We start from the raw sequence: 23,253 nt of genomic DNA on the forward strand, positions 1-23,253 counted from the left end.
GGCAGAATCGGGGGCATGACGACCCCCGAGCCTCAGCCGTCCGACCGGGAGCCCACCGAGCCTGCCCAGTCCACCGAGCCCGCCGACTCTGCCGACTCCGCCACCTCCTCCGAACCGTCGGAGTCTTCGGCGGCGTCGGAACCCGCGGACTCTCCGGCAGCGGCTTCAGCGGCGTCGGAGGGATCGGCGGCCTCGGAGCCCAAGTACGCCGACCGGGTCTACCGGTCGACCTCGGGGTTCGTCGGCGGCGTGCTGATCCTCGGCCTCGCCTGCTGGCTCGGTGTCGACGCCGTGGTCGTCGGTGAGGGCGACACCCCGTGGCTGGCGCTCGCCGCGCTGCTGTTCCTCGTGCCCCTGGTAGCCGCCTACACCCTGGTCCCCGCGGTGTACGCCAACGAGGACCGGCTGCGCGTCCGCAACCCCTTCCGCACGATCACGCTGCCCTGGGGGCGGGTGGTCTCGCTGCGCTCCGGCTACACCAACGAGGTCTTCTCGGACGAGGGCGACAAGTACCAGCTGTGGGCCCTGCCCGTGTCGCTGCGGGCCCGCAAGAAGGCGTCACGGCGGGACCTGCGGGCCATGGGGGACCGGGCGCTGGGCGCCGAGGCATCCCTGGGAGGGGGCGCGGCCCGGCGCGGGAGTTCCGCCGCGGGCGTCTCGGACCGGCAGGTCGAGCGGGCGCAGACCGACCGCTCGATGGACGAACTGCGTGAGCTGCACGAGAGCCGTGGAAGCGGGGCGGGCGCGCAGGGCGAGGCGAGCGTGCGGTGGTCCTACGAGATCATCGCCCCCTCGGTGGCCGGCGCCGTGCTGCTGGCGGTCCTGCTGGGGCTCGGCTGAGGGACCTCGGCCGACCGGGGGGCGCGGTACGTCAGGAGGGGCTGCCGGATCCGGCAGCCCCTCCTGACGCTTTTCCGCATGCTTCCCCGCGCGTTCTCCCGTGCGTTCTCCGGCGTGTGGTCCCCACGCCGGTCGCTCAGATGCCGGCCGCCGCCTTCAGGTCCCGCTTGATCGCGGTCAGCAGGGCCGCCGCCTCGGTGCGGGCCGCGGGAAGATCGTCCCGGGCGGTGACCGGGACGACGACCTCCAGGTAGCACTTCAGCTTGGGCTCCGTACCGCTCGGACGGACGATGACGCGGGCGCCCCGGAGGGCGTAACGCAGGCCGTCGGTGGGCGGCAGGGCGTCCGTGCCCCGGGTCAGGTCCTCGGCCTCGGTGACCGGCAGGCCGGCCAGTTCGGCCGGGGGGTTCTCCCGCAGCCGGCGCATCGCGTCCGCGATGAGGGAGAGGTCCTCGACGCGGGCGGAGAGCTGGTCGGTGGCGTGCAGGCCGTGGGTCACGGCGAGGTCGTCGAGGAGGTCCAGGAGGGTGCGGCCCTCCTCCTTCAGCTCGGACGCCAGCTCGGTGAGGAGCAGAGCGGCCGTGATGCCGTCCTTGTCGCGGACGCCGTCCGGGTCGACGCAGTAGCCCAGCGCCTCCTCGTAGCCGTAGCGCAGGCCCTCGACCCTGGCGATCCACTTGAAGCCGGTCAGCGTCTCCTCGTACGGCAGACCCGCCTGCTCGGCGATGCGGGCGAGGAGGGACGACGAGACGATCGACTCGGCGAACGTGCCGGTCGCCCCGCGGCGGACCAGATGGGCGGCGAGCAGCGCCCCCACCTCGTCGCCGCGCAGCATGCGCCAGCCGCCGTCACCGCTCGTGCTCAGGTTCTTGACGGCCGCGGCGCAGCGGTCGGCGTCCGGGTCGTTGGCGATGACCAGGTCCGGCTCCGCCTCACGGGCCGCCGCGAAGGCCAGGTCCATCGCCCCGGGCTCCTCCGGGTTGGGGAACGCGACGGTGGGGAAGTCAGGGTCGGGTTCGGCCTGCTCGGCGACCAGGACCGGTTCGGGGAAACCGGCCCGCGCGAAGGCGGCGAGCAGAACGTCCTTGCCGACGCCGTGCATCGCCGTGTAGACCGTGCGGGCGGTACGGGGGGAGCCCTCGGCCAGGACCGCGTCCGTGCGGGCGAGGTAGGCGTCCAGGACGGAGTCGTCCAGGGTCTCCCAGCCGGCGTCGGGGCGGGGTACGTCGTTCAGGGACCCGACGGCCGCGATCTCGGCGGCGATCTCCGCGTCGGCCGGGGGGACGATCTGGGAGCCGTCGCCGAGGTACACCTTGTAACCGTTGTCGCGGGGCGGGTTGTGACTGGCGGTGACCTCGACCCCGGCGACCGCGCCGAGGTGCCGTACGGCGAAGGCGAGCACCGGCGTGGGCAGGGGCCGGGGCAGGACGGCGGCCCGGAGCCCGGCGCCCGTCATGACGGCGGCGGTGTCGCGGGCGAAGTCCGCCGACTTGTGGCGGGCGTCGTAACCGATCACGACGAGGCCGCCGGTGTGCCCCTGCCGCTCGAGGTACGCGGCGAGGCCGGCGGCGGCGCGGATGACGACGGTGCGGTTCATCCGCTGGGGGCCGGCACCCAGCTCGCCGCGCAGGCCCGCGGTGCCGAACTGGAGGGTGCCGCTGAAACGGGCGGTGAGTTCGGTGACGTCGCCGGCGTCGAGGAGCGCCGCGAGTTCCGCGCGGGTCTCGGGGTCGGGGTCCTCGGCGAGCCAGGTGCGGGCGCGAGCGGTCAGGTCGTCGTGCACGTGTCGGTCAGCCTCTCGAATGGTTCGTTGTGTCGTCCCGCCCCGCGAAGAGGCCCCGTCGCAGGGCCCCGGGCGCGGGGCCCGGCACGGGCCCCGCGGAAGGGCGCCGGGAGAAGGGGTCCTGCCGGAGGGGGTTCCCCTACAGGCGGCCCAGTACCTGGGTCAGGAGGGTGCCCATCCGGGTGGCCGAGTCGCGGCCTGCCTGGAGGACCTCCTCGTGGTTGAGGGGTTCACCGGTCATACCGGCGGCGAGGTTGGTGACCAGGGAGATGCCGAGCACCTCGGCGCCCGCCTCCCGCGCCGCGATGGCCTCGAGCACCGTCGACATGCCCACGAGGTCCGCTCCGATCACCCGTGCCATGCGGATCTCCGCCGGGGTCTCGTAGTGCGGGCCGGGGAACTGGGCGTAGACGCCCTCCTCCAGGCTCGCGTCGATCTCCTTGCACAGGGCCCGCAGCCGCGGGGAGTACAGGTCGGTGAGGTCGACGAAGTTGGCACCGACGATGGGGGAGGTGGCGGTGAGGTTGATGTGGTCGCTGATCAGGACCGGCTGGCCGGGGCGCATGCCCTCGCGCAGTCCGCCGCAGCCGTTGGTCAGGACGACCGTCTTGGCGCCGGCGGCGACGGCGGTGCGGACGCCGTGCGCGACGGAGGCCACGCCGCGGCCCTCGTAGTAGTGGGTGCGGCCCAGGAAGACCAGGGCGCGCTTGGTGCCGATGCGGTAGGACCGGATCGTGCCCCCGTGGCCCTCGACCGCGGGCGGCGGGAAACCGGGCAGCTCGGTGACCGGGAACTCGGCGTCGGGGGTGCCGAGGGCGTCCACGGCCGGTGCCCAGCCGGAGCCCATCACGAGGGCGACGTCGTGGGTCTCGGCGCCCGTGAGCTCACGCAGGCGCGCGGCTGCGGCGTCGGCTGCGGCGTGGGGGTCGCCCTGGATGTCGTCCGGAAGAAGAGAAGCGTTCACGCGGATGAGAGTAGCCGGTGTTCGCCTACGCGCGTAGATGTCGTAGCTCACGGGCTTGCGATCGTTGTCCTGTCGTTTCCGGCGAGGAGGCGGGGAACGGGTCGAATCCGATGCCCGCCGTCGCGCGCCCGCCGTCGCGCCCGCCATCGCGCCCACCGTCGTACGGGCGGCGTCGCACGGGCGACGTCAAGGAGGAAGCGTCCACGGGCGGGCCCCACGGGCCGGTGCGCGAAGCCGCTCCGTGTGAGCGCCCGCGCTCAGCAGGGGCGCTTGCGCAGTTCCATCACGTAGTCGTGGGGCGCGCCCGCGGATTCCGCCGCGTCGGCGACCTGGCCCAGGTAGCGGGCCGAGGGCAGACCGCCCTCGTAGGTGTTCAGGACGTAGGTCCAGGCGGATTCCTCGCCGTCCAGGGTGTGCACGCGGACGCGGGTGCGCCGGTATATGTCCAGGCTCGTGCCCTCCCAGCGGTCCATGGACTCCTCGTCCATGGGGGCGATGTCGTACAGCGCGACGAAGACCTGTGCGAAGTGGTCCTCGACGATCGTCGCGAGCGCCCCGGCCCCGCTCTCCTTCGGGTTCCCGGTTCCGCTCCCGAACCCGGTTCCGCTCCCGACTCCTGTCCCGGTTCCGTCCTCGGCAGACAGGCCGCCGTCCGGTCCGTCCGGCCAGGGAAGACCCCAGGTGTCGCCCCCGAAGGTCAGCCGCCACCCGTTCAGCCAACCGGTGGCACGCAGCGGCGAATGCGGGGCGCGGCGGGACATCAGCCGCGCGTCGAGGTTGCCGGCGTACGCGGCGTAGAGCGACATGGTGGAGAGCGTACGGCAGCCGCACCGAGGGCCACTCCGGTAACAAGGGAGCCACGGCCGGACCCCGGGGCGGTCGCACGGTGAAGTGTGCGGGACAATGGAGTACGTGACTCGGATCGTGATCATCGGTGGCGGACCCGGCGGATACGAAGCGGCGCTGGTGGCCGCTCAGCTCGGCGCGGAGGTGACCGTCGTCGACAGTGACGGCCTGGGCGGGGCGTCGGTCCTCACCGACTGCGTGCCGTCCAAGACTCTGATCGCCACGGCCGAGGTGATGACCACCTTCGACTCCTCCTACGAGGAACTGGGCATCATCGTCGCCGACGACACCCCGCACATCGAGCAGGCCGCCCGAGTGGTGGGCGTGGACCTGGGCAAGGTGAACCGCCGTGTGAAGCGGCTGGCCCTGGCCCAGTCGCACGACATCACCGCGTCCGTGACGCGGGCCGGCGCGCGGGTGCTGCGCGGCCGCGGACGGCTCGAGGGCATGCAGGCCCTGGACGGATCGCGCAAGGTCGTCGTCCGGGCCGCCGACGGGACCGAGGAGACGCTGACCGCCGACGCGGTGCTCATCGCCACCGGCGGCCACCCGCGCGAACTGGCCGACGCCAGGCCGGACGGCGAGCGCATCCTGAACTGGACCCAGGTGTACGACCTGAACGAGCTCCCCGAGGAGCTCATCGTGGTCGGTTCCGGTGTGACCGGTGCCGAGTTCGCCGGCGCGTACCAGGCGCTGGGCTCGAAGGTCACGCTCGTGTCGTCGCGCGACCGGGTGCTGCCGGGCGAGGACCCGGACGCCGCCGTGGTGCTGGAGGACGTCTTCCGCCGCCGCGGGATGAACGTCATGGCGCGCTCGCGCGCCCAGTCCGCCAAACGGGTCGGGGACCGGGTGGAGGTGACGCTCGCGGACGGGCGGGTCATCACCGGGTCGCACTGCCTGATGGCGGTGGGCGCCGTCCCGAACTCCGCGGGCATGGGGCTCGAGGAGGCCGGGGTCAGGCTGCGCGACTCGGGGCACATCTGGACCGACCGGGTCTCCCGTACCGGCGCCCCCGGCGTGTACGCGGCCGGTGACGTCACCGGGGTCTTCGCGTTGGCGTCGGTGGCGGCGATGCAGGGACGCATCGCCATGTACCACTTCCTGGGCGACGCGGTCGCCCCGCTGAACCTGAAGACCGTCTCGTCGAACGTGTTCACCGACCCGGAGATCGCCACCGTCGGCTACACCCAGGCCGACGTCGACGCGGGCAAGATCGAGGCGCGGGTCGTGAAGCTGCCGCTGCTGCGCAACCCCCGCGCGAAGATGCAGGGCATCCGCGACGGGTTCGTCAAGATCTTCTGCCGGCCGGGCACCGAGATCGTGGTGGGCGGCGTCGTGGTCGCACCACGCGCCTCGGAGCTGATCCACCCCATCTCGCTCGCGGTCGACAACAACCTGACGGTCGAGCAGATCGCGAACGCCTTCACCGTGTACCCCTCGCTGTCGGGTTCGATCGCCGAGGTGGCACGGCAGTTGCACACGCGGAAGGTGCCCGGGGAAGCCTGACGAGCCCGGCCCGGCCCCGCCGAGGCCTTACCGACTCGCCGTCAACTCCCCGTTGGTCACAGGGAGTTGCGGGACGTGTGTGCGGTATGAGCGACACAACCAAGCCATCACTTGGCGCTTATACCACTTGACGGTCGGGTGTGCGAACAACTTCTGCTATTCAGCGTAAAGTGCTGAAAGTGGACGGTCGCTGGAGTTACTGTCAGTTTCGTGTTCGCTGCAGAACGTCGCCAATTGATCCTCGAAATGGTGCGAGCGAACGGGGCCGTGTCGCTCCGTGAACTCGCCCGCGTCGTCCAGACCTCCGAAGTGACCGTACGGCGGGACGTGCGCGCGCTGGAGGCAGAAGGACTCCTCGACCGACGGCATGGCGGTGCGGTACTGCCGGGTGGTTTCACGCGAGAGTCCGGCTTCCCGCAGAAGTCCCATCTCGCGACCGCCGAGAAGACCGCCATCGCCGACCTCGCCGCGAGTTTCGTGGAGGAGGGCGAGGCCGTCGTGGTCGGTGCGGGCACCACCACGCAGGAGCTGGCGCGCCGGCTGGCCCGGGTGCCCGGGCTGACCGTCGTCACCAACTCCCTGCTCGTGGCCCAGGTGCTGGCGCACGCCAACCGGGTCGAGGTCGTGATGACCGGCGGCACGCTGCGCGGTTCGAACTACGCCCTCGTCGGCAGCGGTGCCGAACAGTCCCTCCAGGGGCTGCGGGTGTCCAGGGCCTTCCTCTCCGGCAGCGGGCTGACCGCCGAGCGCGGGCTGTCCACGTCCAACATGCTGTCGGCCTCCGTCGACCGGGCGCTGGTGCAGGCCGCCGCGGAGGTGGTGGTCCTCGCCGACCACGGCAAGCTCGGCATGGACACCATGTTCCAGACCGTGCCCACGGACCTCATCACCCGCCTGGTGACGGACGAGCCGCCCGCGCACGACGACCGCGCGGGCACGGAGTTGCAGGCGCTCGCCGACCAGGGCGTCCAGATCGCCGTGGCCGGAGCGCCGGGAGGCACCGCGGGCCCGGGGGGTGACGGGGCCCCGGCACGTCAGCAGCAGCGCCGGGACATGCCGCTGCCGGGGCCCCGTCGACAGGGTCCGGGACTGCGGTCGGCGGTGGGCCTGGGAGCGGCCGAGCAGGCCCAGAACACGGAGCGGGCACGGGTCGCGGACCTGCGCAGACGGTGAGCACACGGCAGGCGGTGAACGCGGGGTGGCCCGTGGGCACTCGATAGCCGCGTAGACCTGAGGTGGGCCCGTACGCACGAGGCGCCCGGCGGACCTACCTGGTCCGCCGGGCGCCTCGTGCGTCGTACGGATCAGTCCTTGATCTCGCAGATGGCCGCGCCGGAGGTGACGGAGGCGCCGACCTGTGCGCTGAGGCCCTTGACGGTGCCGGAGCGGTGGGCGTTCAGCGGCTGTTCCATCTTCATGGCCTCCAGGACGACGACGAGGTCGCCTTCCTTGACCTGCTGGCCCTCCTCCACCGCGATCTTGACGATGGTGCCCTGCATCGGGGAGGCGAGGGTGTCGCCGGAGGCGACGGGACCGGACTTCTTCGCCGCGCGGCGTTTGGGTTTGGCCCCGGCCGCGAGGCCGGTGCGGGCCAGCGACATGCCCAGCGAGACGGGCAGGGAGACCTCCAGGCGTTTGCCGCCGACCTCGACGACGACCGTCTCGCGGTCGGCCTCCTCGTCGGTCTCGGTGTCCACGGCCGCGGTGAAGGGTTTGATCTCGTTGACGAACCCGGTCTCGATCCAGCGGGTGTGGACCGTGAAGGGATCGGCGGAGCCGGTGAGCTCGGGGGCGAACGCGGGGTCCCTGACCACGGCGCGGTGGAAGGGGATGGCGGTGGCCATCCCCTCGACCTGGAACTCGTCCAGGGCGCGGGCCGCCCGCTGGAGCGCTTCCTGACGGGTGCGGCCGGTGACGATCAGCTTGGCCAGCAGGGAGTCCCAGGCCGGGCCGATCACGCTGCCGGGTTCGACGCCAGTGTCCAGGCGCACGCCCGGGCCGGTCGGCGGGGCGAACGTGGTGACGGTGCCGGGGGCGGGCAGGAAGCCGCGGCCCGGGTCCTCGCCGTTGATGCGGAACTCGAAGGAGTGGCCGCGCAGCGGCGGGTCGTCGTAGCCGAGTGCCTCGCCGTCGGCGATGCGGAACATCTCGCGCACCAGGTCGACGCCGGCGACCTCCTCGGTGACCGGGTGTTCCACCTGGAGGCGGGTGTTGACCTCCAGGAAGGAGATCGTGCCGTCGGCGCCGACCAGGAACTCCACCGTGCCGGCGCCGACGTAGCCGGCCTCCTTGAGGATGGCCTTGGACGCCGCGTACAGCTCTGCGGTCTGCGCGTCGGACAGGAACGGCGCCGGGGCCTCCTCGACCAGCTTCTGGTGCCGGCGCTGCAGCGAGCAGTCGCGGGTGGAGACGACGACCACGTTGCCGTGGGTGTCGGCCAGGCACTGGGTCTCCACGTGCCGCGGCTGGTCGAGGTAGCGCTCGACGAAGCACTCGCCGCGGCCGAAGGCGGCCACCGCCTCGCGGACCGCGGAGTCGTACAGCTCGGGGATCTCCTCGAGGGTGCGGGCGACCTTCAGGCCGCGGCCGCCACCGCCGAACGCGGCCTTGATCGCGATGGGCAGGCCGTGCTCCTTCGCGAAGGCGACGACCTCGTCGGCGCCGGAGACCGGGTCGGGGGTGCCCGCGACCAGGGGCGCGCCGGCGCGCTGGGCGATGTGGCGGGCGGCGACCTTGTCGCCGAGGTCGCGGATGGCCTGCGGCGGCGGGCCGATCCAGACCAGTCCGGCGTCGAGGACGGCCTGGGCGAAGCCGGCGTTCTCGGAGAGGAAGCCGTAGCCGGGGTGGAGGGCGTCGGCCCCCGATTCGCGGGCGGCCTTCAGCACCTTGTCGATGTCGAGATAGCTGGTCGCGGGAGTGTCACCGCCCAGGGCGAACGCCTCGTCCGCGGCGCGGACATGCAGAGCGTCCCGGTCCGGGTCCGCGTAGACGGCCACGCTCGAGATACCGGCATCCCGACAGGCTCGGGCCACGCGGACAGCGATTTCGCCACGGTTGGCGATGAGCACCTTGCGCACGATTGAGGCTCCCTCCTTGAATCAAGCCGAGTTTAGGGACTGCCGACACGGCACTACGACCCGTCCCCAAGGGTGAGCTTGCCCACACGGAGCGTGATTCGAGGCTCGCTCGACCCGCGAAATCCCATGTCACACCTTGGTACGCAAGACTCCTCCGGGAAACCCTAACCGTCCCATGTGGTCAAGGTCTCTGTGAGAGCGTGCTGCGGCCCACTCTGTTTTTTTGTCGAGTCCCTACGAATGGCCCAATGATTCTTTGCCGTTCGCGGGACCCTTGTCCCTGGCTTTACTTATCAGTAACGTTCGCGCTGCCTCGAACGCACTCGGGGTAACCACAGTCGTGCTCGGAAGTGGGCGGGGGCCGGTGGTCCGCAGGCCGGTGGCGTGGATCGTGGCACTCGTGCTCTTCGCCGAAGGGCTCGGCGTCGCCGCCCTGAACTGGTTGCTCGGGGTCGTCGTCGACCGGCAGCACATGTCACTGGCAGGCCTCGACCCGCACATGACGTCGGTGTCCTCGAAGGCCTCCGGCGTCGTCCTCGGGCTCTGTTTCGCCCTGTGCGGCCTCGTCGCGCTGCTGGTCGCCCTGCGCGACCGCGCGCCCGCCGGGGCGGGCCGGGCCCTGCTGATCAGCGCCGCCGTGGTGCACGCGCTGCTGGGTGCCTTCGCGTGGGGACTGGTCGGCGCGTCCGCGTTCCTCTCCATGGTGACGGTGCTCGCCCTCATCGTGCTGCTCCTGATGACGTACGACCCCGAGGGCCGCCTCGGAGGACCCGCCGACGTCACCGGACCCGCAGACGTCACCGGACCCGCCGTACCCGCGGGCGGGGGCGGTGGATCCGGTGACGACGGGTCCCCGGTCACCTCTCCGGCGGCGCCCACAGCTGCGTGATGCCCACGCCCAGCCGGGCCAGCAGACGGCGCACCAGCGGCAGGCTGATGCCGATGACGTTTCCGTGGTCGCCGTCGATGCCCTCGATGAACGGGGCCGAGCGGCCGTCCAGGGTGAACGCCCCCGCGACATGGAGCGGTTCGCCGGACGCGACGTAGGCGGCGATCTCCTCGTCCGAGGGCTCGCCGAAGCGGACGACGGTCGACGCGGTGGCGGAGGCGTACCGGCTGCCGTCCGCGGTGGTGTCGTAGACGCAGTGGCCGGTCTGGAGGATGCCCGCGCGGCCCCGCATCGACTTCCAGCGCGCGGTGGCCTCCTCCGCGTCCGCGGGCTTGCCCAGGGCCCGCCCGTCCAGTTCGAGCACCGAGTCGCAGCCGATCACCAGGGCGCCCAGCGCCTCCGGCTTCGCCGCGACCACGGAGGCCTTCGCCTCGGCGAGGGCGAGGGCCAGCTCGGCCGGGGTGGGCGCGGTGACGGCGTCCTCGTCGACTCCGCTGACGATCACTTCGGGGGTGAGTCCGGCCTGGCGGAGCAGCCCGAGCCGGGCGGGGGACTGGGAGGCGAGCACGAGCCGACGGCGGGGCTGATCTGTCATGCGATCAGCGTATCGGCGGATCCGCCCCCCGGCGTGGCGGCCGGACGCCCCGCCCGGCCGCCCGACGACCGCACGCCTCACCGCACGCCGATCACGATCATCGCCAGCACCATGGCCAGCGCCACGAGAACGCCCAGCCGCCGCAGCATCTCCTGCGCATCCCGCAGTTCCTTCGGCGGTTCGTTCTCGGGGTCGGACCACAGCATGCTCTCCATCGTCCGGCCGCCCGTCCCGGCACCGCCTGAGTACGCGTACTCAACTTCCCGGCATGCCGGCGCGGTCATCACGCGGGGCCCGCGAGCCCGGCCCGATCCGGACGACGGGCTCGGGCTCGGGCTCGGGCTCCAGGGTCTGTCCGGCGGATCAAGCCGGAGGAGGGAGTAGACACGATGGGGGTACCCCCTGCTCGAGCTCGTCGAGAGCTCGGGGGAGTCGGCGAGTGACGACAACGCCGCTGGGGGTCCCCCCTGCTCGAAGAGCTTGGGGGAGGGCGTGCCGGCCCCCGCGTCTCCGGCATGATCCGCCGGACGCCCTAGGCCCCCGGCCAGTACGTCCGCGACCAGGCCGCCTGCCCCGGCCGGGGCAGGAGCCGGCCGGCGAGGCGGGACGGGTCGGACCAGGAGTCGCGGGGAGCGGGCGCGCCGGACGGCACGGCGGACGCCGCCGCGGCGCGTGCGCGGACCACCGCCAGTGCGGCGGCGAGTTCCTCCGGGGTCGGGTTGCCCCGTACGACCTTGATCGTCATGGTGGCTCCAACAGGTTCAGAGGGGGATGTTGCCGTGCTTCTTCGGGGGCAGGGATTCTCGTTTGGTGCGCAGCTGGCGCAGTCCGCGGACGATGTGGCGGCGGGTGTCGGACGGCATGATCACCGCGTCGATGTAGCCGCGTTCGGCCGCCGCGTAGGGGTTGAGCAGCGCGTCCTCGTACTCCTGGATCAGCCGGGCGCGGGTGGCCGCCGCTTCTCCTTCTCCGGCGGACTGCGATTGGGTGAGGGTGCGGCGGTGCAGGATGTTGACGGCGCCCTGGGCGCCCATCACCGCGATCTGCGCGGTGGGCCACGCCAGGTTGAGGTCGGCGCCCAGGTGCTTGGAGCCCATGACGTCGTAGGCGCCGCCGAAGGCCTTGCGGGTGATGACGGTGATCAGCGGGACGGTCGCCTCCGCGTACGCGAAGATCAGCTTGGCGCCGCGCCGGATGATGCCGTCGTGCTCCTGGTCGACACCGGGCAGGAAACCGGGCACGTCGACGAAGGTCAGCACCGGCACGTTGAAGGCGTCGCAGGTGCGCACGAAGCGGGCCGCCTTCTCGGAGGCGGTGATGTCCAGGCACCCGGCGAACCGCATCGGCTGGTTGGCGACGATGCCGACCGGGCGGCCCTCCACCCGGCCGTAGCCGGTGACGATGTTCGGCGCGAACAGCGGCTGCGTCTCGAGGAACTCGCCGTCGTCCAGGATGTGCTCGATCACCGTGTGCATGTCGTAGGGCTGGTTCGCGCTGTCCGGGACGATCGTGTCCAGCTCGCGGTCCTCGGCGGTGACGGTGAGGTCCGCCTCCTCCGGGTAGGCCGGGGGGTCGGAGAGGTTGTTGGACGGCAGGTACGACAGCAGCTGCTTGACGTACTCGATGGCGTCCTTCTCGTCCCCGGCCATGTGGTGGGCCACGCCCGAGGCGGTGTTGTGGGTGCGGGCGCCGCCCAGCTCCTCGAAGCCGACGTCCTCGCCGGTGACCGTCTTGATGACGTCGGGGCCGGTGATGAACATGTGCGAGGTCTGATCGACCATGACCGTGAAGTCGGTGATCGCGGGGGAGTAGACCGCGCCGCCCGCGCACGGGCCGACGACCAGGCTGATCTGCGGGATCACCCCGGAGGCGTGGGTGTTGCGGCGGAAGATCTCGCCGTAGGCGCCCAGCGAGGCCACGCCCTCCTGGATCCGGGCGCCGCCGGAGTCGTTGATCCCGATGACCGGGCAGCCGGTCTTCAGGGCGAAGTCCATGACCTTGACGATCTTCTGTCCGTACACCTCGCCCAGCGCCCCGCCGAAGACCGTGAAGTCCTGTGAGAACACGGCGACGGGACGGCCGTCGACCGTGCCGTACCCGGTGACGACGCCGTCGCCGTAGGGACGGTTGGCCTCCAGCCCGAAGTCGGTGGAACGGTGCCGGGCGAACTCGTCCAGCTCGGCGAACGACCCCTCGTCGAGCAGCAGATCGATCCGCTCACGGGCCGTCAGTTTGCCCTTGGCGTGCTGCTTCTCCACGGCCCGTTGCGAACCGGCGTGCGTCGCCTCGTGAATGCGCCGCTGGAGGTCCGCGAGCTTGCCCGCGGTCGTACGAATGTCGGGCTGCTGCACTTCCGGCTCGGACATCGGGATACGGCTCCCTGCCTGCTCAAAAGGGGGGACGGTTACTCATCCGTAGCGTAGTGGGGGCCCTGCGGATCGGCAGTGCGGTGTTTCCCACACCGCACCCCCCTTCACAGACCGGGCAACGGACTCGGGCCCGCCCCTGATCCGCCCTCGCGATCCGGCCCCCTGATCCGCCCTCATGATCCGTCCCCCGGGCCCGACCCGATGATCTGTTCTCCTGATCCGTCCCCGATGCGGGGCGGAGGACGTCGTACCTAGGCTGGCGGTATGACGAAGCCACCGGATGACGATGACCCGACCGGCCCGGCCCTCCCGCCGGCCCCGGGACGCTGGACCGACCTCGACCGCCCGCCGCTGAACGCCGTCGGCCTGCGCAGGGGCCTGGTGCGCGACGGCGGGCTGTGGCGGCAGATCGACGTGGTGCAGCGCACCGGTTCCACCAACTCCGACCTGGTGGCCCGTGCCGAGAAGGGGACGGCCGACGAGGGGTCCGTGCTCGTCGCGGAGGAGCAGACCGCCGCGCGGGGCCGCCTGGACCGGCAGTGGACGGCCCCGGCCCGCTCCGGCCTCTTCTTCTCCGTCCTGCTCAGGCCCGTCGAGGTGCCGGTGGCCCGCTGGGGCTGGCTGCCGTTGCTCACAGGCGTCGCGGTGGCCACCGGACTGTCCCGGACGGCGGGCATCGACACGGCCCTGAAGTGGCCCAACGACCTCCTCGTCACCGTCGGCGGCGAGGAGCGCAAGGCCGCCGGAATCCTCGCGGAGCGGGCCGGGGACGGCGGGGTGGTGATCGGCGTCGGAGTCAATGTCAGCCTGCGCGCCGACGAACTGCCGGTGCCCACCGCCGGGTCCCTGGCACTGGCGGGCGCGGTGACCACGGACCGGGACCCCCTGCTGCGGGGCGTGCTGCGGTCGCTGGAGGACTGGTACGGGCGCTGGCGGACGGCAGGCGGCGACCCGGCCGCGAGCGGCCTGCAGGAGACGTACACGGCGGGGTGCGCGACCCTCGGGCGGGCGGTGCGGGCCGAGCTGCCGGGCGACCGGGTGCTGGTGGGCGAGGCGGTCGCCGTCGACGGGGACGGGCGCCTGGTGCTGGCCACGGAGGAGGGGGTCCAGGAACCGGTGGGGGCGGGCGACATCGTGCACGTACGCCCCGTCGTCCCGTAGGCCCCGCCGTCCCGTGGACCCCGTTGACCCGGGGGGCGGGTGAGGGGCGCACGCGGGCACGGGTGCGGATGCGTACGGTGGGTACCCCGATGCCGGGTGCGCCGGTCGTGCCTCCCGTCGGCGCGACCGGACGGAGTGAGCTGGGGCACACCTGCCGTAGAGTTGAGGCCGGTCGAGACATGGCCGTGGCAGATCGGAAGGGCAGCAACGCGTGACCGTCGACGACTCGGGCTCCGGAACGGAAGCGCAGGGCCGCGCGGAGCCTTCGCCATCCTCGGCCTCGCGCAAGCAGCGCGAGCGGGGGGACGACTCCCGTCCCGCCGACAACGGCGAGGACCCGCTCGCTCTGCGTCTCGAACAGCTCATCCTGGGTGCCGAGCGCCGTTACACCCCCTTCCAGGCGGCCCGCAGTGCCAGCGTCACCGTGGAAATGGCCACGCGCTTCTGGCGGGCCATGGGGTTCGCCGACGTCGGACAGGCCAAGGCATTGACCGAGGCCGACGTCCTGGCCCTGCGCCGGCTGGCCGGTCTGGTGGAGGCGGGGCTGCTGAGCGAGGCCATGGCCGTGCAGGTGGCGCGGTCCACGGGACAGACCACCGCGCGACTGGCCGAGTGGCAGATCGACTCCTTCCTGGAAGGGCTGACCGAGCCGCCCGAGCTGGGCATGACCCGCACCGAGGTCACGTATCCCATCATCGAGCTGCTCCTGCCCGAGCTGGAGGAGTTCCTCGTCTACGTCTGGCGGCGGCAGCTCGCCGCCTCGGCCGGGCGGGTGCTCCAGGCCGCCGACGACGAGGAGATGGTGGACCGGCGGCTCGCCGTCGCGTTCGCCGACCTCGTCGGGTTCACGCGGCTGACCCGGCGGATGGAGGAGGAGGAGCTCGGCGAACTCGTCGAGGCCTTCGAGACGACCGCCGCCGACCTCGTGGCCGCGCGCGGCGGGCGGCTCATCAAGACCCTCGGTGACGAGGTGCTCTACGCCGCCGACGACGCGGGAACGGCCGCGGAGATCGCCCTGCGGCTGATCGAGACCATGGCGAACGACGAGACGATGCCGGAACTCCGGGTCGGCATGGCCTTCGGCACCGTCACCACCCGGATGGGCGATGTCTTCGGGACGACGGTGAACCTGGCCTCCCGGCTCACCTCGATAGCTCCTCGGGACGCCGTACTCATCGACACCGCCTTCGCCGAGGAACTGATCCGCACCGGTGACGCGCCCGCCTCCGAGGCCGCCGCTGCCGAGGCGGCGGCCGCGGCGGAGAAGGAGGGCGAGGAGCCGCCGACGTACCGCTTCGGGCTGCAGCCGATGTGGCAGCGGCCCGTGCGTGGCCTGGGCGTGGTGGAGCCGTGGCTGCTCACGCGCCGGGACAGTCCCTAGAGGTTTTCGGAGTTCTCCGGCCACCCTTGGGGGTCAGCCCTTGAGGTGGGGGCCGCCGCCCACGCACAGGCCGATGACCGGTACGCAGAGGACGGGGTCGTCGTCCGGTGCGCCCGGCCGGTCCGGCGGTGGGGGCGGGGTCTGCCGGTCCGGGGGCCGAGGCCGCGGCGGTGTGCGGGCCGGAGGCGTCGGCGGGGGAGTGGGGCCGTCCGGCGGGGCGCCGGCGGGGGCCGGCGGCTTCGGGGCCCCTGGCGTGTCCGGGGTGCTCGGGGCGCCCGGAGCGCCCGGAGCGCCCGGAGTGGTGGGGGACGAGGCCACGACGGTCGGTGCGGCGGTGCTGCCCGGGGTGGCCGGGGTGAGCAGTGGCGCGCTCTGACCGCCCAGGGCGGTGGTCGAGGAGGGACCGGCCCCCGGGGCCGGGACGGCCGGAGCAGTGGCGCCGCCCGTGCCGGGGCCCGTGGCGCCCGTGCCGGGGCCCGTGGCGGGGCTCGTGGCGGTCGAGGGGTCCGGGACGACCGGGCGGGGGCCGGCCTCCGCGCCGATGTCCGCGGGCCCCGGGGCGGACGCCAGGCGTACGAGGCTCAGGGCGCCCGCGGTCAGCGCCAGCCCGCCGCCGGCCAGCAGGAGTTTCCGGGGGCGGGGTCTGCGGTGGCGGCCCCGGATGCGCGCGCTGAAGAGGCCGAATCCGGTGTGTGCCGGTGAGTCCTCGGCCGTCTCCGGTCCGATGGACCGCGGTTCGGTCGCTCTGGTCGGTTCGGTCGCTCTGGTCGGCGTGTTCGTCGGCATGGTGATTCCTCCCCCTGCGTACGCGCCCCCACGCGCCGCTGTGCATCGCACGCTAGGGCTTCCCGTACGGGACCGGACCCGAGTGGCCGGAATGTCACTCGAACGGGTGGACGGGGGGTGATGAGGGAACTGGACGCGCGCCCTTTTGCCGGAGGGTGTCCGACTGCGATGATCGGGACGACGGATGTTAGCCAGCGTTAACCGGAGGCTGTCGTGAGTGAGGAACGGTTCGGGGAGTTCGTGCTGGTGCGGCGGCATGAGCAAGGGCATGTCGCGGAGCTCGTCCTCGACCGGCCCCAGGCCATGAACGCCGTCTCGACCGCGATGGCCCGGTCCCTCGCCGGAGCCTGCGCGGCGCTGGGGAGGGACCCGGCCGTACGAGTGGTGGTGCTGACCTCGTCGCACGAGCGGGCCTTCTGCGTGGGGGCCGATCTGAAGGAGCGCAATTCCTTCAGCGACGCCGATCTGGTGCGTCAGCGGCCGGTGGCACGCGGGGCCTACACCGGCGTGCTGGAGCTGCCGGTGCCGACGGTGGCGGCGGTGCACGGGTTCGCGCTGGGCGGCGGATTCGAACTGGCCTTGTCCTGCGATGTGATCGTCGCCGACCGTACGGCCGTGGTGGGTCTGCCCGAGGTTTCCGTCGGGGTGATTCCGGGCGGCGGCGGTACCCAGCTGCTGCCCAGACGGGTGGGCGCGGCGCGGGCCGCCGAGCTGATCTTCACGGCGCGCCGGGTGGAGGCCGCCGAGGCCCGGGAGCTGGGACTCGTCGACGAACTGGTGGAGACGGGCCGGGACCGGGAGGAGGCGCTGGTCCTGGCTGCCCGGATAGCCGCCAACTCGCCGGTGGGGCTGCGGGCGGCCAAGCGGGCGCTGAGGCTCGGGCAAGGGCTGGACCTGCCCGCCGGCCTCGAGGTGGAGGACGCCGCCTGGCGGTCGGTGGCGTTCTCGGGCGACCGTGCGGAGGGCGTTGCCGCCTTCAACGAGAAGCGCAGGCCGAACTGGCCGGGGGAGTAGAAGCGGCGCCGGACCGCTGGAGCGGAGCATCCGCCGCCGGGGGGAGTGTCGCCGGTCAGAGCGGAGCGGTGGAGCGGGAGGGGTGGCAGAGGGGGAGGGCGGGAGGAGCGGGCGAAGCGGCGGAGCATCCGCCACCGGGGAGAGCGTCGCCGGTCCGAGCAGAGCGGTAGGGGCGGGAGGAGCGGGAGGGGCGGCGGGGCATGGTGGTACTTCCCGTTTGCTCCTTAAATATCCCTGTTCGCGCTGAACGTCCTTAGCCTGGAGGGATGGGTGAGGACAGCCGGCTGGCGGCGGTGGTGACGCTGGCGCAGGGCATGGCCGCCGCGCACAGTTCGCGGGAGGTCTGGCGGGCCGCGGCCCGCGGGGCCCGCCGGGCGCTCGGCGGGAGTTTTGCCGCACTGTCGGTGTGGGAGCGCGAGCTGGGGCGGCTGCGGGTCCTGGTCAACGTCGGTGAACTGGCCGAGGGTGAGGAGGAGTTCCCGGACGATGAGGCCTACCCGGTGCACCAGTTCGCCGAGATCACCGAGTTCCTGCATGAGCGGTGGGCGGCCGGTGGCGGCGAGCCGGACGCCTGGGTGGAGACCGCCCGGGGAACGACGGAGGGACAACCCGGCTACACCCACCAGAGGGTGGCGGCCCTGCGCCGGCGAGGGCGCGGCTGCTGCGTGGTCGCCCCGATCGTGCTGCACGGGCGGGCGTGGGGCGAGCTGTATGTGGCCCGGCCGACCGGTGCCCCCGTCTTCGCGCGGGGTGACGCCGACTTCGCGACGGTGCTGGCCGCCGTCGTCGCCGCCGGGATCGCGCAGACCGAGCGGCTGGAGGAGGCGCGGCGGCTCGCGTACACGGACGCGCTCACCGGGCTGGCCAACCGCCGGGCCGTGGACGTGCGGCTCGACGAGGCGATCGAGCGGCACCGCCGGGACGGAGCTGTCGTCAGCCTCGTCGTGTGCGATCTGAACGGGCTCAAGCGGGTCAACGACACGCTGGGGCATGCCGTCGGCGACCGGCTCCTCGAGCGGTTCGGGACCGTGCTGTCCCTGTGCGGGGCCATGCTGCCCGGTGCCCTGGCGGCGAGGCTGGGCGGGGACGAGTTCTGTCTGCTGGCGGTGGGGCCGTCCGCCGACGAGGTCGTCAAGGCGGCCGACGAAGTCTGCCGTCGCGCCGTGGAGTTGGAGATCGGGGACGGGGTGGCCTGCGGGGTGGCCTCCACCGGGGACGCCATCGGGCCGGTGCGCTCCGCCCGGCGGCTGCTCCGGTTGGCCGACGCGGCGCAGTACCGCGCGAAGGCCGAGCGGGCGTCCCGTCCCGTCGTGGCCGGACGTGAGGGCCCGGGTGACCCGGTCGTGAGCCTGGTGGACGAGCCGGCGGGGAAGCCGGACGGGGAGCGGCGCCGGTTCCGGGGGCGGCACTCGCCGTAGGGCCTGTCCGGCACACACCCGTCGTTCGCCCGGAGGGCGGGCGTATCGGTGACAAGGGGGCGGGCGTGTCGGTAAGGGGTGATCGCGGTCCCCGGTGATGACATCATTGAATTCACTGCGTACGCTCCTGAATATGGATATGCATACCGTGATGAACGGGGAAGACGTGAAGCGCGGCCTGGAAAGGGTGGTGGTGGGTGACGGACGGGCGGCCGGGGTAACCGCGTCCGACGTGCTCGCCGTGGCGCGCGGCGGTGCCCGCGTCGAGCTCTCCGGCGAGGCACTCACCGCCCTCGCCGCGTCCCGCAGGATCGTGGACGCCCTGGCCGCCGAGCCGGACCCCGTGTACGGGGTGAGCACCGGCTTCGGCGCCCTGGCGACCCGGCACATCGGCCCCGAGCTGCGTGCCCGGTTGCAGCGCAACATCGTCCGCTCGCACGCCGCGGGCATGGGACCCCGCGTCGAGCGCGAGGTCGTCCGCGCCCTGATGTTCCTGCGGCTGAAGACCCTCTGCTCCGGGCACACCGGCGTACGCCCCGAGGTCGCGCAGATGATCGCCGACGTGCTGAACGCCGGGATCACCCCCGTGGTGCACGAGTACGGTTCCCTCGGCTGTTCCGGCGATCTGGCTCCGCTGTCCCACTGCGCGCTCACCCTGATGGGGGAGGGGGAGGCCGAGGGGCCCGACGGGGCCCTGCGGCCCGCCGGCGATCTGCTCGCCGAGCACGGGATCCGGCCCGTCGAACTGCGCGAGAAGGAAGGGCTCGCCCTCCTCAACGGCACCGACGGCATGCTCGGCATGCTGATCATGGCCCTCGCCGACCTCGACACCCTCTACCGGTCCGCCGACGTCACGGCCGCGATGAGTCTGGAGGCGCTGCTCGGCACCGACAAGGTGCTCGCCCCCGAACTCCACGCCATCCGCCCCCACCCGGGCCAGGCCGCCAGCGCCGCCAACATGCTGGCCGTGCTCGCCGGTTCGGGGATGACGGGGCATCACCAGGACGACGCCCCCCGTGTCCAGGACGCCTACTCGGTGCGCTGCGCCCCGCAGGTGGCGGGCGCCGGACGGGACACGATCGCGCACGCCCGGCTGGTCGCCGATCGCGAACTCGCCGCTGCCATCGACAATCCGGTGGTGCTGCCCGGCGGCACGGGTTCAGGGACGTTCGGCTCCGAGGGCGGGCGGGTGGAGTCCAACGGCAACTTCCACGGCGCCCCGGTGGCCTATGTGCTGGACTTCCTCGCCATCGCCGTCGCCGATCTCGGCTCCATCGCCGAGCGCCGTACCGACCGGCTGCTGGACAAGAACCGCAGCCATGGGCTGCCGCCGTTCCTCGCCGACGACCCCGGTGTCGACTCCGGTCTGATGATCGCTCAGTACACGCAGGCCGCGCTGGTGAGCGAGCTGAAGCGGCTGGCCGTACCGGCGTCGGCGGACTCGATCCCGTCCTCCGCGATGCAGGAGGACCACGTCTCGATGGGCTGGTCGGCCGCGCGCAAGCTGCGTACCTCGGTCGACAACCTCACCCGGGTCATCGCCGTCGAACTGTACGCCGCCGCGCGTGCGGTGGAGCTGCGCGAGGGGCTCACCCCGGCGCCCGCGACCCGGGCCGTCGTCGAGGCCGCGCGACAGGCCGGTGTGGGCGGGCCCGGCCCGGACCGTCATCTCGCGCCCGACCTCGCCGCCGCGGAGGCGTTCGTACGGGACGGACGACTGCTGACGGCGGTGGAGAAGATCACAGGCCCGCTGCGGTGACACACCGGGGCCGCCCGGAGATCACGGTCAAGGTCATCTCAAGGCAACGTCAAGCGAGTTAAAAGTCGAGGCGCTCCCGGCGTACCGAGTAGACGACGAAGCCCGCGCCGAGGGTGAGGCAGGCGGTGCCGCCCACGACGTACGGCGTGCTGTTGAAGCTGCCGGTGTCGGCGAGTCGGACCTCGCCGGCGGTGCCGTCGTACGACGCGGTCGAGGTGCTGGTCGAGGTGCTGGAGATGACCCTCGCCTGCTCTGTGACCTGCGGAGACGGGCTTGCCGGAGTGGTTCCTTCAGCCGGGGTGTCCGAGGTCGCGTTGGCGGACGGGACGAACCACAGGGCGCACAGGAGGGTGCCTGCGGCGGTGGCTGTCAGCAACGGGCGGAGAGCGGATGACACGGAATATCGATCCCCTTGTGGCGCTGGCGAATTGGCCGTGTGGACTGATGTTAGTGAAAATCTCGGGTCACGGGAAAGTCACGGGAGCGGGAGTCGTACGCTCCGGGCATGAGCACTCCAGAGACATCGCGATTTGTACGGCTTCGGGTTGACCTCGTTCTCGAGGTCGACGATGTGGACGCCGTGACCGGCGCCGCGCTTGCCAGGGTCGCGGACGACGACGACCTGTCCGCGGAGGAGCGGGTGCCCGCCCGGGACGCGGTGGCCGCCGACATGGCCGAGGCGCTCGCGTACCTCGTCGACCCGTTCGGTCTGGTCGGCGACGTGCCGGGGGTGGAACTCCAGCAGGCCTCGTGGAGCAGTGAGCAGATCGCCTACGACCCGGACTCGCCCGAGTGGGACCTCGACGAGGACCTCAATGAGGACCTCGACGGGGACGGCGACGAGGTCCTCGACGGGGACGGCGGCGAGTTCTACGGCAACGGGTCCGATGGGGCGTCAGGTAGCGACATGAGTGACATTTCGGGCGAAAGCGGCAGATGGCTGGAAGTAGGCATTGCTCGTTAATCCACCAATGGTGACGAACTGTGAAATATGACGCAATGCTCGCAAGTGGGGGGCGTGGAAGGCGGGTTGCGTCGAGGGGAGGTGACTGGCCGGCACGGTTTGGGGAAATCGTGACCCCGGGCGGCAACCGTCGCCCGGGCCGTGACGTCTCAGGTGACGCGCGGGCCGAACAACCCCCTCCCCGGCCGCGATGGACGTGGTGAGCCCCACATTCGCGGCCCGTATGGAACGGGATCTACCGGTCGTAGCGTTGAAGTGTTTGACGGGGACTCTCGGCTTCGGGTGCGGGGGCCCGTGGGGTTCGGGGAAGCGGCGACGATGGAGAAGCGTGTGATGACGGAAGGTAAGCGGCGCAGGGGTCTGATGGCTGCGTCCGCTCTGCTCGGTGGAGTGATGGTGCTCTCGGCGTGTTCCGGCGGCGGTGAGGACGCCGACTCCGGTGGGAGCGGCAAGGGCACATCGCAGGCCCAGGTCGACGAGGCGGCGGCCAAGAAGACCTCCGAGGCCCAGATCAAGATCACGCCGAAGGGCGGCTCGACCAACGCCTCCATCAACAACTCCGCCGCGGTCGCCGTCACCAAGGGCACGCTCACCGAGGTCACGATGACGACCTCCGACGGCACCGCCGTCGAGGGTGAGATCACCGCGGACAAGAAGAGCTGGAAGCCCAGTGTTCAGCTGGAGCGCGCCACCACCTACAAGCTGACGGCCACCGCCGAGGACTCCAAGGGGCGCGCCGCCCACGAGAACGCCTCGTTCACCACGGTCTCCCAGGACAACAGTTTCATAGGCAACTTCACCCCGGACGACGGCTCGACCGTGGGCGTCGGCATGCCGGTGTCGATCAACTTCGACAAGGCGATCGCCAACAAGGCCGAGGTCCAGAAGGGCATCACCGTCTCCAGCAGCAGCGGCCAGGAGGTCGCCTGCCACTGGTTCAACGCCAACCGCATGGACTGCCGTCCCGAGGACTACTGGCAGGAGAACTCCACCGTCACCCTGAAGCTGGCGCTCGACGGGGTCGAGGGTGCCGAGGGCGTCTTCGGCGTCCAGCAGAAGACGGTCAACTTCAAGATCGGCCGCAACCAGGTCTCGATCGTCGACGCCGCGACCAAGCAGATGAAGGTCACGCAGGACGGCAAGACCGTCCGGACGATCCCGATTTCCGCCGGCTCCCCCGAGAACAAGACGTGGGAGGGCCAGATGGTCGTCTCCGAGAAGTTCAAGGAGACCCGGATGGACGGCGCGACCGTCGGCTTCACCGACGACGACGGCAAGGGCGAGTACGACATCAAGGACGTGCCGCACGCCATGCGCCTGAGCAACTCCGGCACCTTCCTCCACGGCAACTACTGGGGCGCCAAGTCCATCTTCGGCAGCGCCAACACCAGCCACGGCTGCATCGGCCTGGCCGACACCCAGGGCGCCGACGACCCGAACACGCCGGGCGCCTGGTTCTACGACAACTCGATCGTCGGTGACGTGGTCGTCGTGAAGAACACCGGCGACAAGACCGTCGCCCCGGACAACGGCCTCAACGGCTGGAACATGGACTGGGCCCAGTGGAAGGCGGGCTCGGAGGTCTGACACCGGCCGCCCGGCACCAGCCGGTACCCCTGCCCGACCCACCCGACCGATGCCGCCGTCCGCCCTTCCGGGCGGGCGGCGGCATCGGTCCGTTCAGGCGGCCCGGACCTCTTCTCATGCGGCTCTTATCCCGGGCTCAACACTTCATCACGAGGCGTCCCTGGCTTGCCCTCATCGAATCCTCCTTGCGTGGAAATCCCCGACTCCAGCTGGGGGAGGAAACGCATCCCTGTTTCGGAGCCGCGCAGCGGCGGAGTGCACTCCGCCGACTACCCGACACGGATTGCTCACACAGAAACTGATAGAATGTGAGA

The 23,253-nt window shown here is 71.9% G+C and carries 20 protein-coding genes and 2 pseudogenes; 11 read left to right on the forward strand and 11 right to left on the reverse strand.

Going from position 1 to position 23,253, the window contains the following annotated elements; translation table 11 throughout:
- Positions 1 to 15 precede the first annotated feature (15 nt).
- Positions 16 to 840 carry a PH domain-containing protein gene (locus tag V4Y04_RS23325; protein WP_332430264.1) on the forward strand — a complete coding sequence of 275 codons (825 nt, stop codon included), beginning with the start codon at positions 16 to 18 and terminating at the stop codon, positions 838 to 840.
- A gap of 136 nt (positions 841 to 976) precedes the next feature.
- Here the strand turns inward: V4Y04_RS23325 and V4Y04_RS23330 are convergent, their stop codons facing one another.
- The 4 genes and pseudogenes from V4Y04_RS23330 to V4Y04_RS37805 form a co-directional block, all read right to left on the reverse strand.
- A complete protein-coding gene (locus tag V4Y04_RS23330) occupies positions 977 to 2,623 on the reverse strand; it encodes a phospho-sugar mutase (RefSeq protein ID WP_332430265.1) in 1,647 nt (548 codons plus the stop codon).
- 139 nt (positions 2,624 to 2,762) lie between these two features.
- A complete protein-coding gene (locus V4Y04_RS23335; protein ID WP_332430266.1) occupies positions 2,763 to 3,587 on the reverse strand; it encodes a purine-nucleoside phosphorylase in 825 nt (274 codons plus the stop codon).
- Positions 3,588 to 3,844: 257 nt separating this feature from the next.
- Positions 3,845 to 4,147 (reverse strand): annotated as a pseudogene (locus V4Y04_RS37800) (gamma-glutamylcyclotransferase); the annotation flags it as partial.
- Positions 4,148 to 4,252: 105 nt separating this feature from the next.
- Positions 4,253 to 4,393, reverse strand: a pseudogene (locus V4Y04_RS37805) (gamma-glutamylcyclotransferase); the annotation flags it as partial.
- A 97-nt stretch (positions 4,394 to 4,490) separates the two neighbouring features.
- Between V4Y04_RS37805 and V4Y04_RS23345 the strand changes: the two are divergent.
- Together V4Y04_RS23345 and V4Y04_RS23350 are read left to right on the forward strand one after the other, a co-directional pair.
- Positions 4,491 to 5,939: an NAD(P)H-quinone dehydrogenase gene (locus tag V4Y04_RS23345; protein WP_332430268.1), complete on the forward strand. Its 1,449-nt coding sequence runs from the start codon at positions 4,491 to 4,493 to the stop codon at positions 5,937 to 5,939.
- A 210-nt stretch (positions 5,940 to 6,149) separates the two neighbouring features.
- Positions 6,150 to 7,112 carry a DeoR/GlpR family DNA-binding transcription regulator gene (locus V4Y04_RS23350; RefSeq protein WP_332430269.1) on the forward strand — a complete coding sequence of 321 codons (963 nt, stop codon included), beginning with the start codon at positions 6,150 to 6,152 and terminating at the stop codon, positions 7,110 to 7,112.
- Positions 7,113 to 7,243: 131 nt separating this feature from the next.
- Here the strand turns inward: V4Y04_RS23350 and V4Y04_RS23355 are convergent, their stop codons facing one another.
- On the reverse strand, positions 7,244 to 9,016 hold the full coding sequence (locus V4Y04_RS23355) for an acetyl/propionyl/methylcrotonyl-CoA carboxylase subunit alpha (protein ID WP_332430270.1): 1,773 nt from the start codon (positions 9,014 to 9,016) through the stop codon (positions 7,244 to 7,246).
- Between the two features lie 364 nt (positions 9,017 to 9,380).
- On the opposite strand from V4Y04_RS23355, the gene V4Y04_RS23360 reads away from it, so the two are divergent.
- On the forward strand, positions 9,381 to 9,905 hold the full coding sequence (locus V4Y04_RS23360; protein WP_332432974.1) for a hypothetical protein: 525 nt from the start codon (positions 9,381 to 9,383) through the stop codon (positions 9,903 to 9,905).
- Here the strand turns inward: V4Y04_RS23360 and V4Y04_RS23365 are convergent.
- The 4 genes from V4Y04_RS23365 to V4Y04_RS23380 all read right to left on the reverse strand — a co-directional run bounded on the left by V4Y04_RS23365 (position 9,874) and on the right by V4Y04_RS23380 (position 12,866).
- Entirely contained in the window at positions 9,874 to 10,500 is a 627-nt protein-coding gene (locus tag V4Y04_RS23365; protein WP_332430271.1) for a Maf family protein, read from the reverse strand. The genes V4Y04_RS23360 and V4Y04_RS23365 overlap by 32 nt on opposite strands.
- Positions 10,501 to 10,577: 77 nt before the next feature.
- Complete coding sequence (mmpB, locus tag V4Y04_RS23370; RefSeq protein WP_332430272.1) at positions 10,578 to 10,706, reverse strand: morphogenic membrane protein MmpB; 129 nt, start codon at positions 10,704 to 10,706, stop codon at positions 10,578 to 10,580.
- Between the two features lie 326 nt (positions 10,707 to 11,032).
- A complete protein-coding gene (locus tag V4Y04_RS23375; protein WP_332430273.1) occupies positions 11,033 to 11,245 on the reverse strand; it encodes an acyl-CoA carboxylase epsilon subunit in 213 nt (70 codons plus the stop codon).
- 16 nt (positions 11,246 to 11,261) lie between these two features.
- A complete protein-coding gene (locus V4Y04_RS23380; protein WP_332430274.1) occupies positions 11,262 to 12,866 on the reverse strand; it encodes an acyl-CoA carboxylase subunit beta in 1,605 nt (534 codons plus the stop codon).
- Between the two features lie 267 nt (positions 12,867 to 13,133).
- On the opposite strand from V4Y04_RS23380, the gene V4Y04_RS23385 reads away from it, so the two are divergent.
- Positions 13,134 to 14,030: a biotin--[acetyl-CoA-carboxylase] ligase gene (locus V4Y04_RS23385; protein ID WP_332430275.1), complete on the forward strand. Its 897-nt coding sequence runs from the start codon at positions 13,134 to 13,136 to the stop codon at positions 14,028 to 14,030.
- 211 nt (positions 14,031 to 14,241) lie between these two features.
- Positions 14,242 to 15,411 (forward strand): adenylate/guanylate cyclase domain-containing protein, encoded by a 1,170-nt coding sequence (locus V4Y04_RS23390; RefSeq protein WP_332430276.1) that lies wholly within the window; start codon positions 14,242 to 14,244, stop codon positions 15,409 to 15,411.
- A gap of 33 nt (positions 15,412 to 15,444) precedes the next feature.
- Here the strand turns inward: V4Y04_RS23390 and V4Y04_RS23395 are convergent, their stop codons facing one another.
- Entirely contained in the window at positions 15,445 to 16,197 is a 753-nt protein-coding gene (locus V4Y04_RS23395) for a hypothetical protein (protein WP_332430277.1), read from the reverse strand.
- A 213-nt stretch (positions 16,198 to 16,410) separates the two neighbouring features.
- On the opposite strand from V4Y04_RS23395, the gene V4Y04_RS23400 reads away from it, so the two are divergent.
- From V4Y04_RS23400 to hutH, 3 genes are all read left to right on the forward strand, one after another.
- Positions 16,411 to 17,211: an enoyl-CoA hydratase/isomerase family protein gene (locus V4Y04_RS23400; RefSeq protein ID WP_332430278.1), complete on the forward strand. Its 801-nt coding sequence runs from the start codon at positions 16,411 to 16,413 to the stop codon at positions 17,209 to 17,211.
- A 266-nt stretch (positions 17,212 to 17,477) separates the two neighbouring features.
- On the forward strand, positions 17,478 to 18,629 hold the full coding sequence (locus tag V4Y04_RS23405; RefSeq protein ID WP_332430279.1) for a GGDEF domain-containing protein: 1,152 nt from the start codon (positions 17,478 to 17,480) through the stop codon (positions 18,627 to 18,629).
- A 178-nt stretch (positions 18,630 to 18,807) separates the two neighbouring features.
- The gene (hutH, locus tag V4Y04_RS23410) at positions 18,808 to 20,388 is read left to right on the forward strand and encodes a histidine ammonia-lyase (RefSeq protein WP_443080199.1); all 1,581 of its coding nucleotides are present in this window, start codon (positions 18,808 to 18,810) and stop codon (positions 20,386 to 20,388) included.
- 58 nt (positions 20,389 to 20,446) lie between these two features.
- On the opposite strand, the gene V4Y04_RS23415 is transcribed toward hutH, so the two are convergent.
- Entirely contained in the window at positions 20,447 to 20,785 is a 339-nt protein-coding gene (locus V4Y04_RS23415) for an LPXTG cell wall anchor domain-containing protein (RefSeq protein WP_332430281.1), read from the reverse strand.
- A gap of 108 nt (positions 20,786 to 20,893) precedes the next feature.
- Between V4Y04_RS23415 and V4Y04_RS23420 the strand changes: the two genes are divergently transcribed.
- Together V4Y04_RS23420 and V4Y04_RS23425 are read left to right on the forward strand one after the other, a co-directional pair.
- Entirely contained in the window at positions 20,894 to 21,352 is a 459-nt protein-coding gene (locus V4Y04_RS23420) for a hypothetical protein (RefSeq protein ID WP_332430282.1), read from the forward strand.
- Positions 21,353 to 21,685: 333 nt separating this feature from the next.
- Positions 21,686 to 22,939 (forward strand): L,D-transpeptidase, encoded by a 1,254-nt coding sequence (locus V4Y04_RS23425; protein WP_332430283.1) that lies wholly within the window; start codon positions 21,686 to 21,688, stop codon positions 22,937 to 22,939.
- Positions 22,940 to 23,253: the final 314 nt, after the last annotated feature.

This window comes from Streptomyces sp. P9-A2 (genome assembly GCF_036634175.1).
GTDB lineage: Bacteria > Actinomycetota > Actinomycetes > Streptomycetales > Streptomycetaceae > Streptomyces > Streptomyces pratens.

Coding starts and splice junctions, on each gene's coding strand:
- V4Y04_RS23325 (WP_332430264.1), top strand. CDS start 16: ATGACGACCCCCGAGCCTCAGCCGTCCGACCGGGAGCCCACCGAGCCT.
- V4Y04_RS23345 (WP_332430268.1), top strand. CDS start 4,491: ATGGAGTACGTGACTCGGATCGTGATCATCGGTGGCGGACCCGGCGGA.
- V4Y04_RS23365 (WP_332430271.1), bottom strand. CDS start 10,500: ATGACAGATCAGCCCCGCCGTCGGCTCGTGCTCGCCTCCCAGTCCCCC.
- mmpB (WP_332430272.1), bottom strand. CDS start 10,706: ATGCTGTGGTCCGACCCCGAGAACGAACCGCCGAAGGAACTGCGGGAT.
- V4Y04_RS23375 (WP_332430273.1), bottom strand. CDS start 11,245: ATGACGATCAAGGTCGTACGGGGCAACCCGACCCCGGAGGAACTCGCC.
- V4Y04_RS23380 (WP_332430274.1), bottom strand. CDS start 12,866: ATGTCCGAGCCGGAAGTGCAGCAGCCCGACATTCGTACGACCGCGGGC.
- V4Y04_RS23385 (WP_332430275.1), top strand. CDS start 13,134: ATGACGAAGCCACCGGATGACGATGACCCGACCGGCCCGGCCCTCCCG.
- V4Y04_RS23395 (WP_332430277.1), bottom strand. CDS start 16,197: ATGCCGACGAACACGCCGACCAGAGCGACCGAACCGACCAGAGCGACC.
- V4Y04_RS23405 (WP_332430279.1), top strand. CDS start 17,478: ATGGGTGAGGACAGCCGGCTGGCGGCGGTGGTGACGCTGGCGCAGGGC.
- V4Y04_RS23420 (WP_332430282.1), top strand. CDS start 20,894: ATGAGCACTCCAGAGACATCGCGATTTGTACGGCTTCGGGTTGACCTC.
- V4Y04_RS23425 (WP_332430283.1), top strand. CDS start 21,686: ATGACGGAAGGTAAGCGGCGCAGGGGTCTGATGGCTGCGTCCGCTCTG.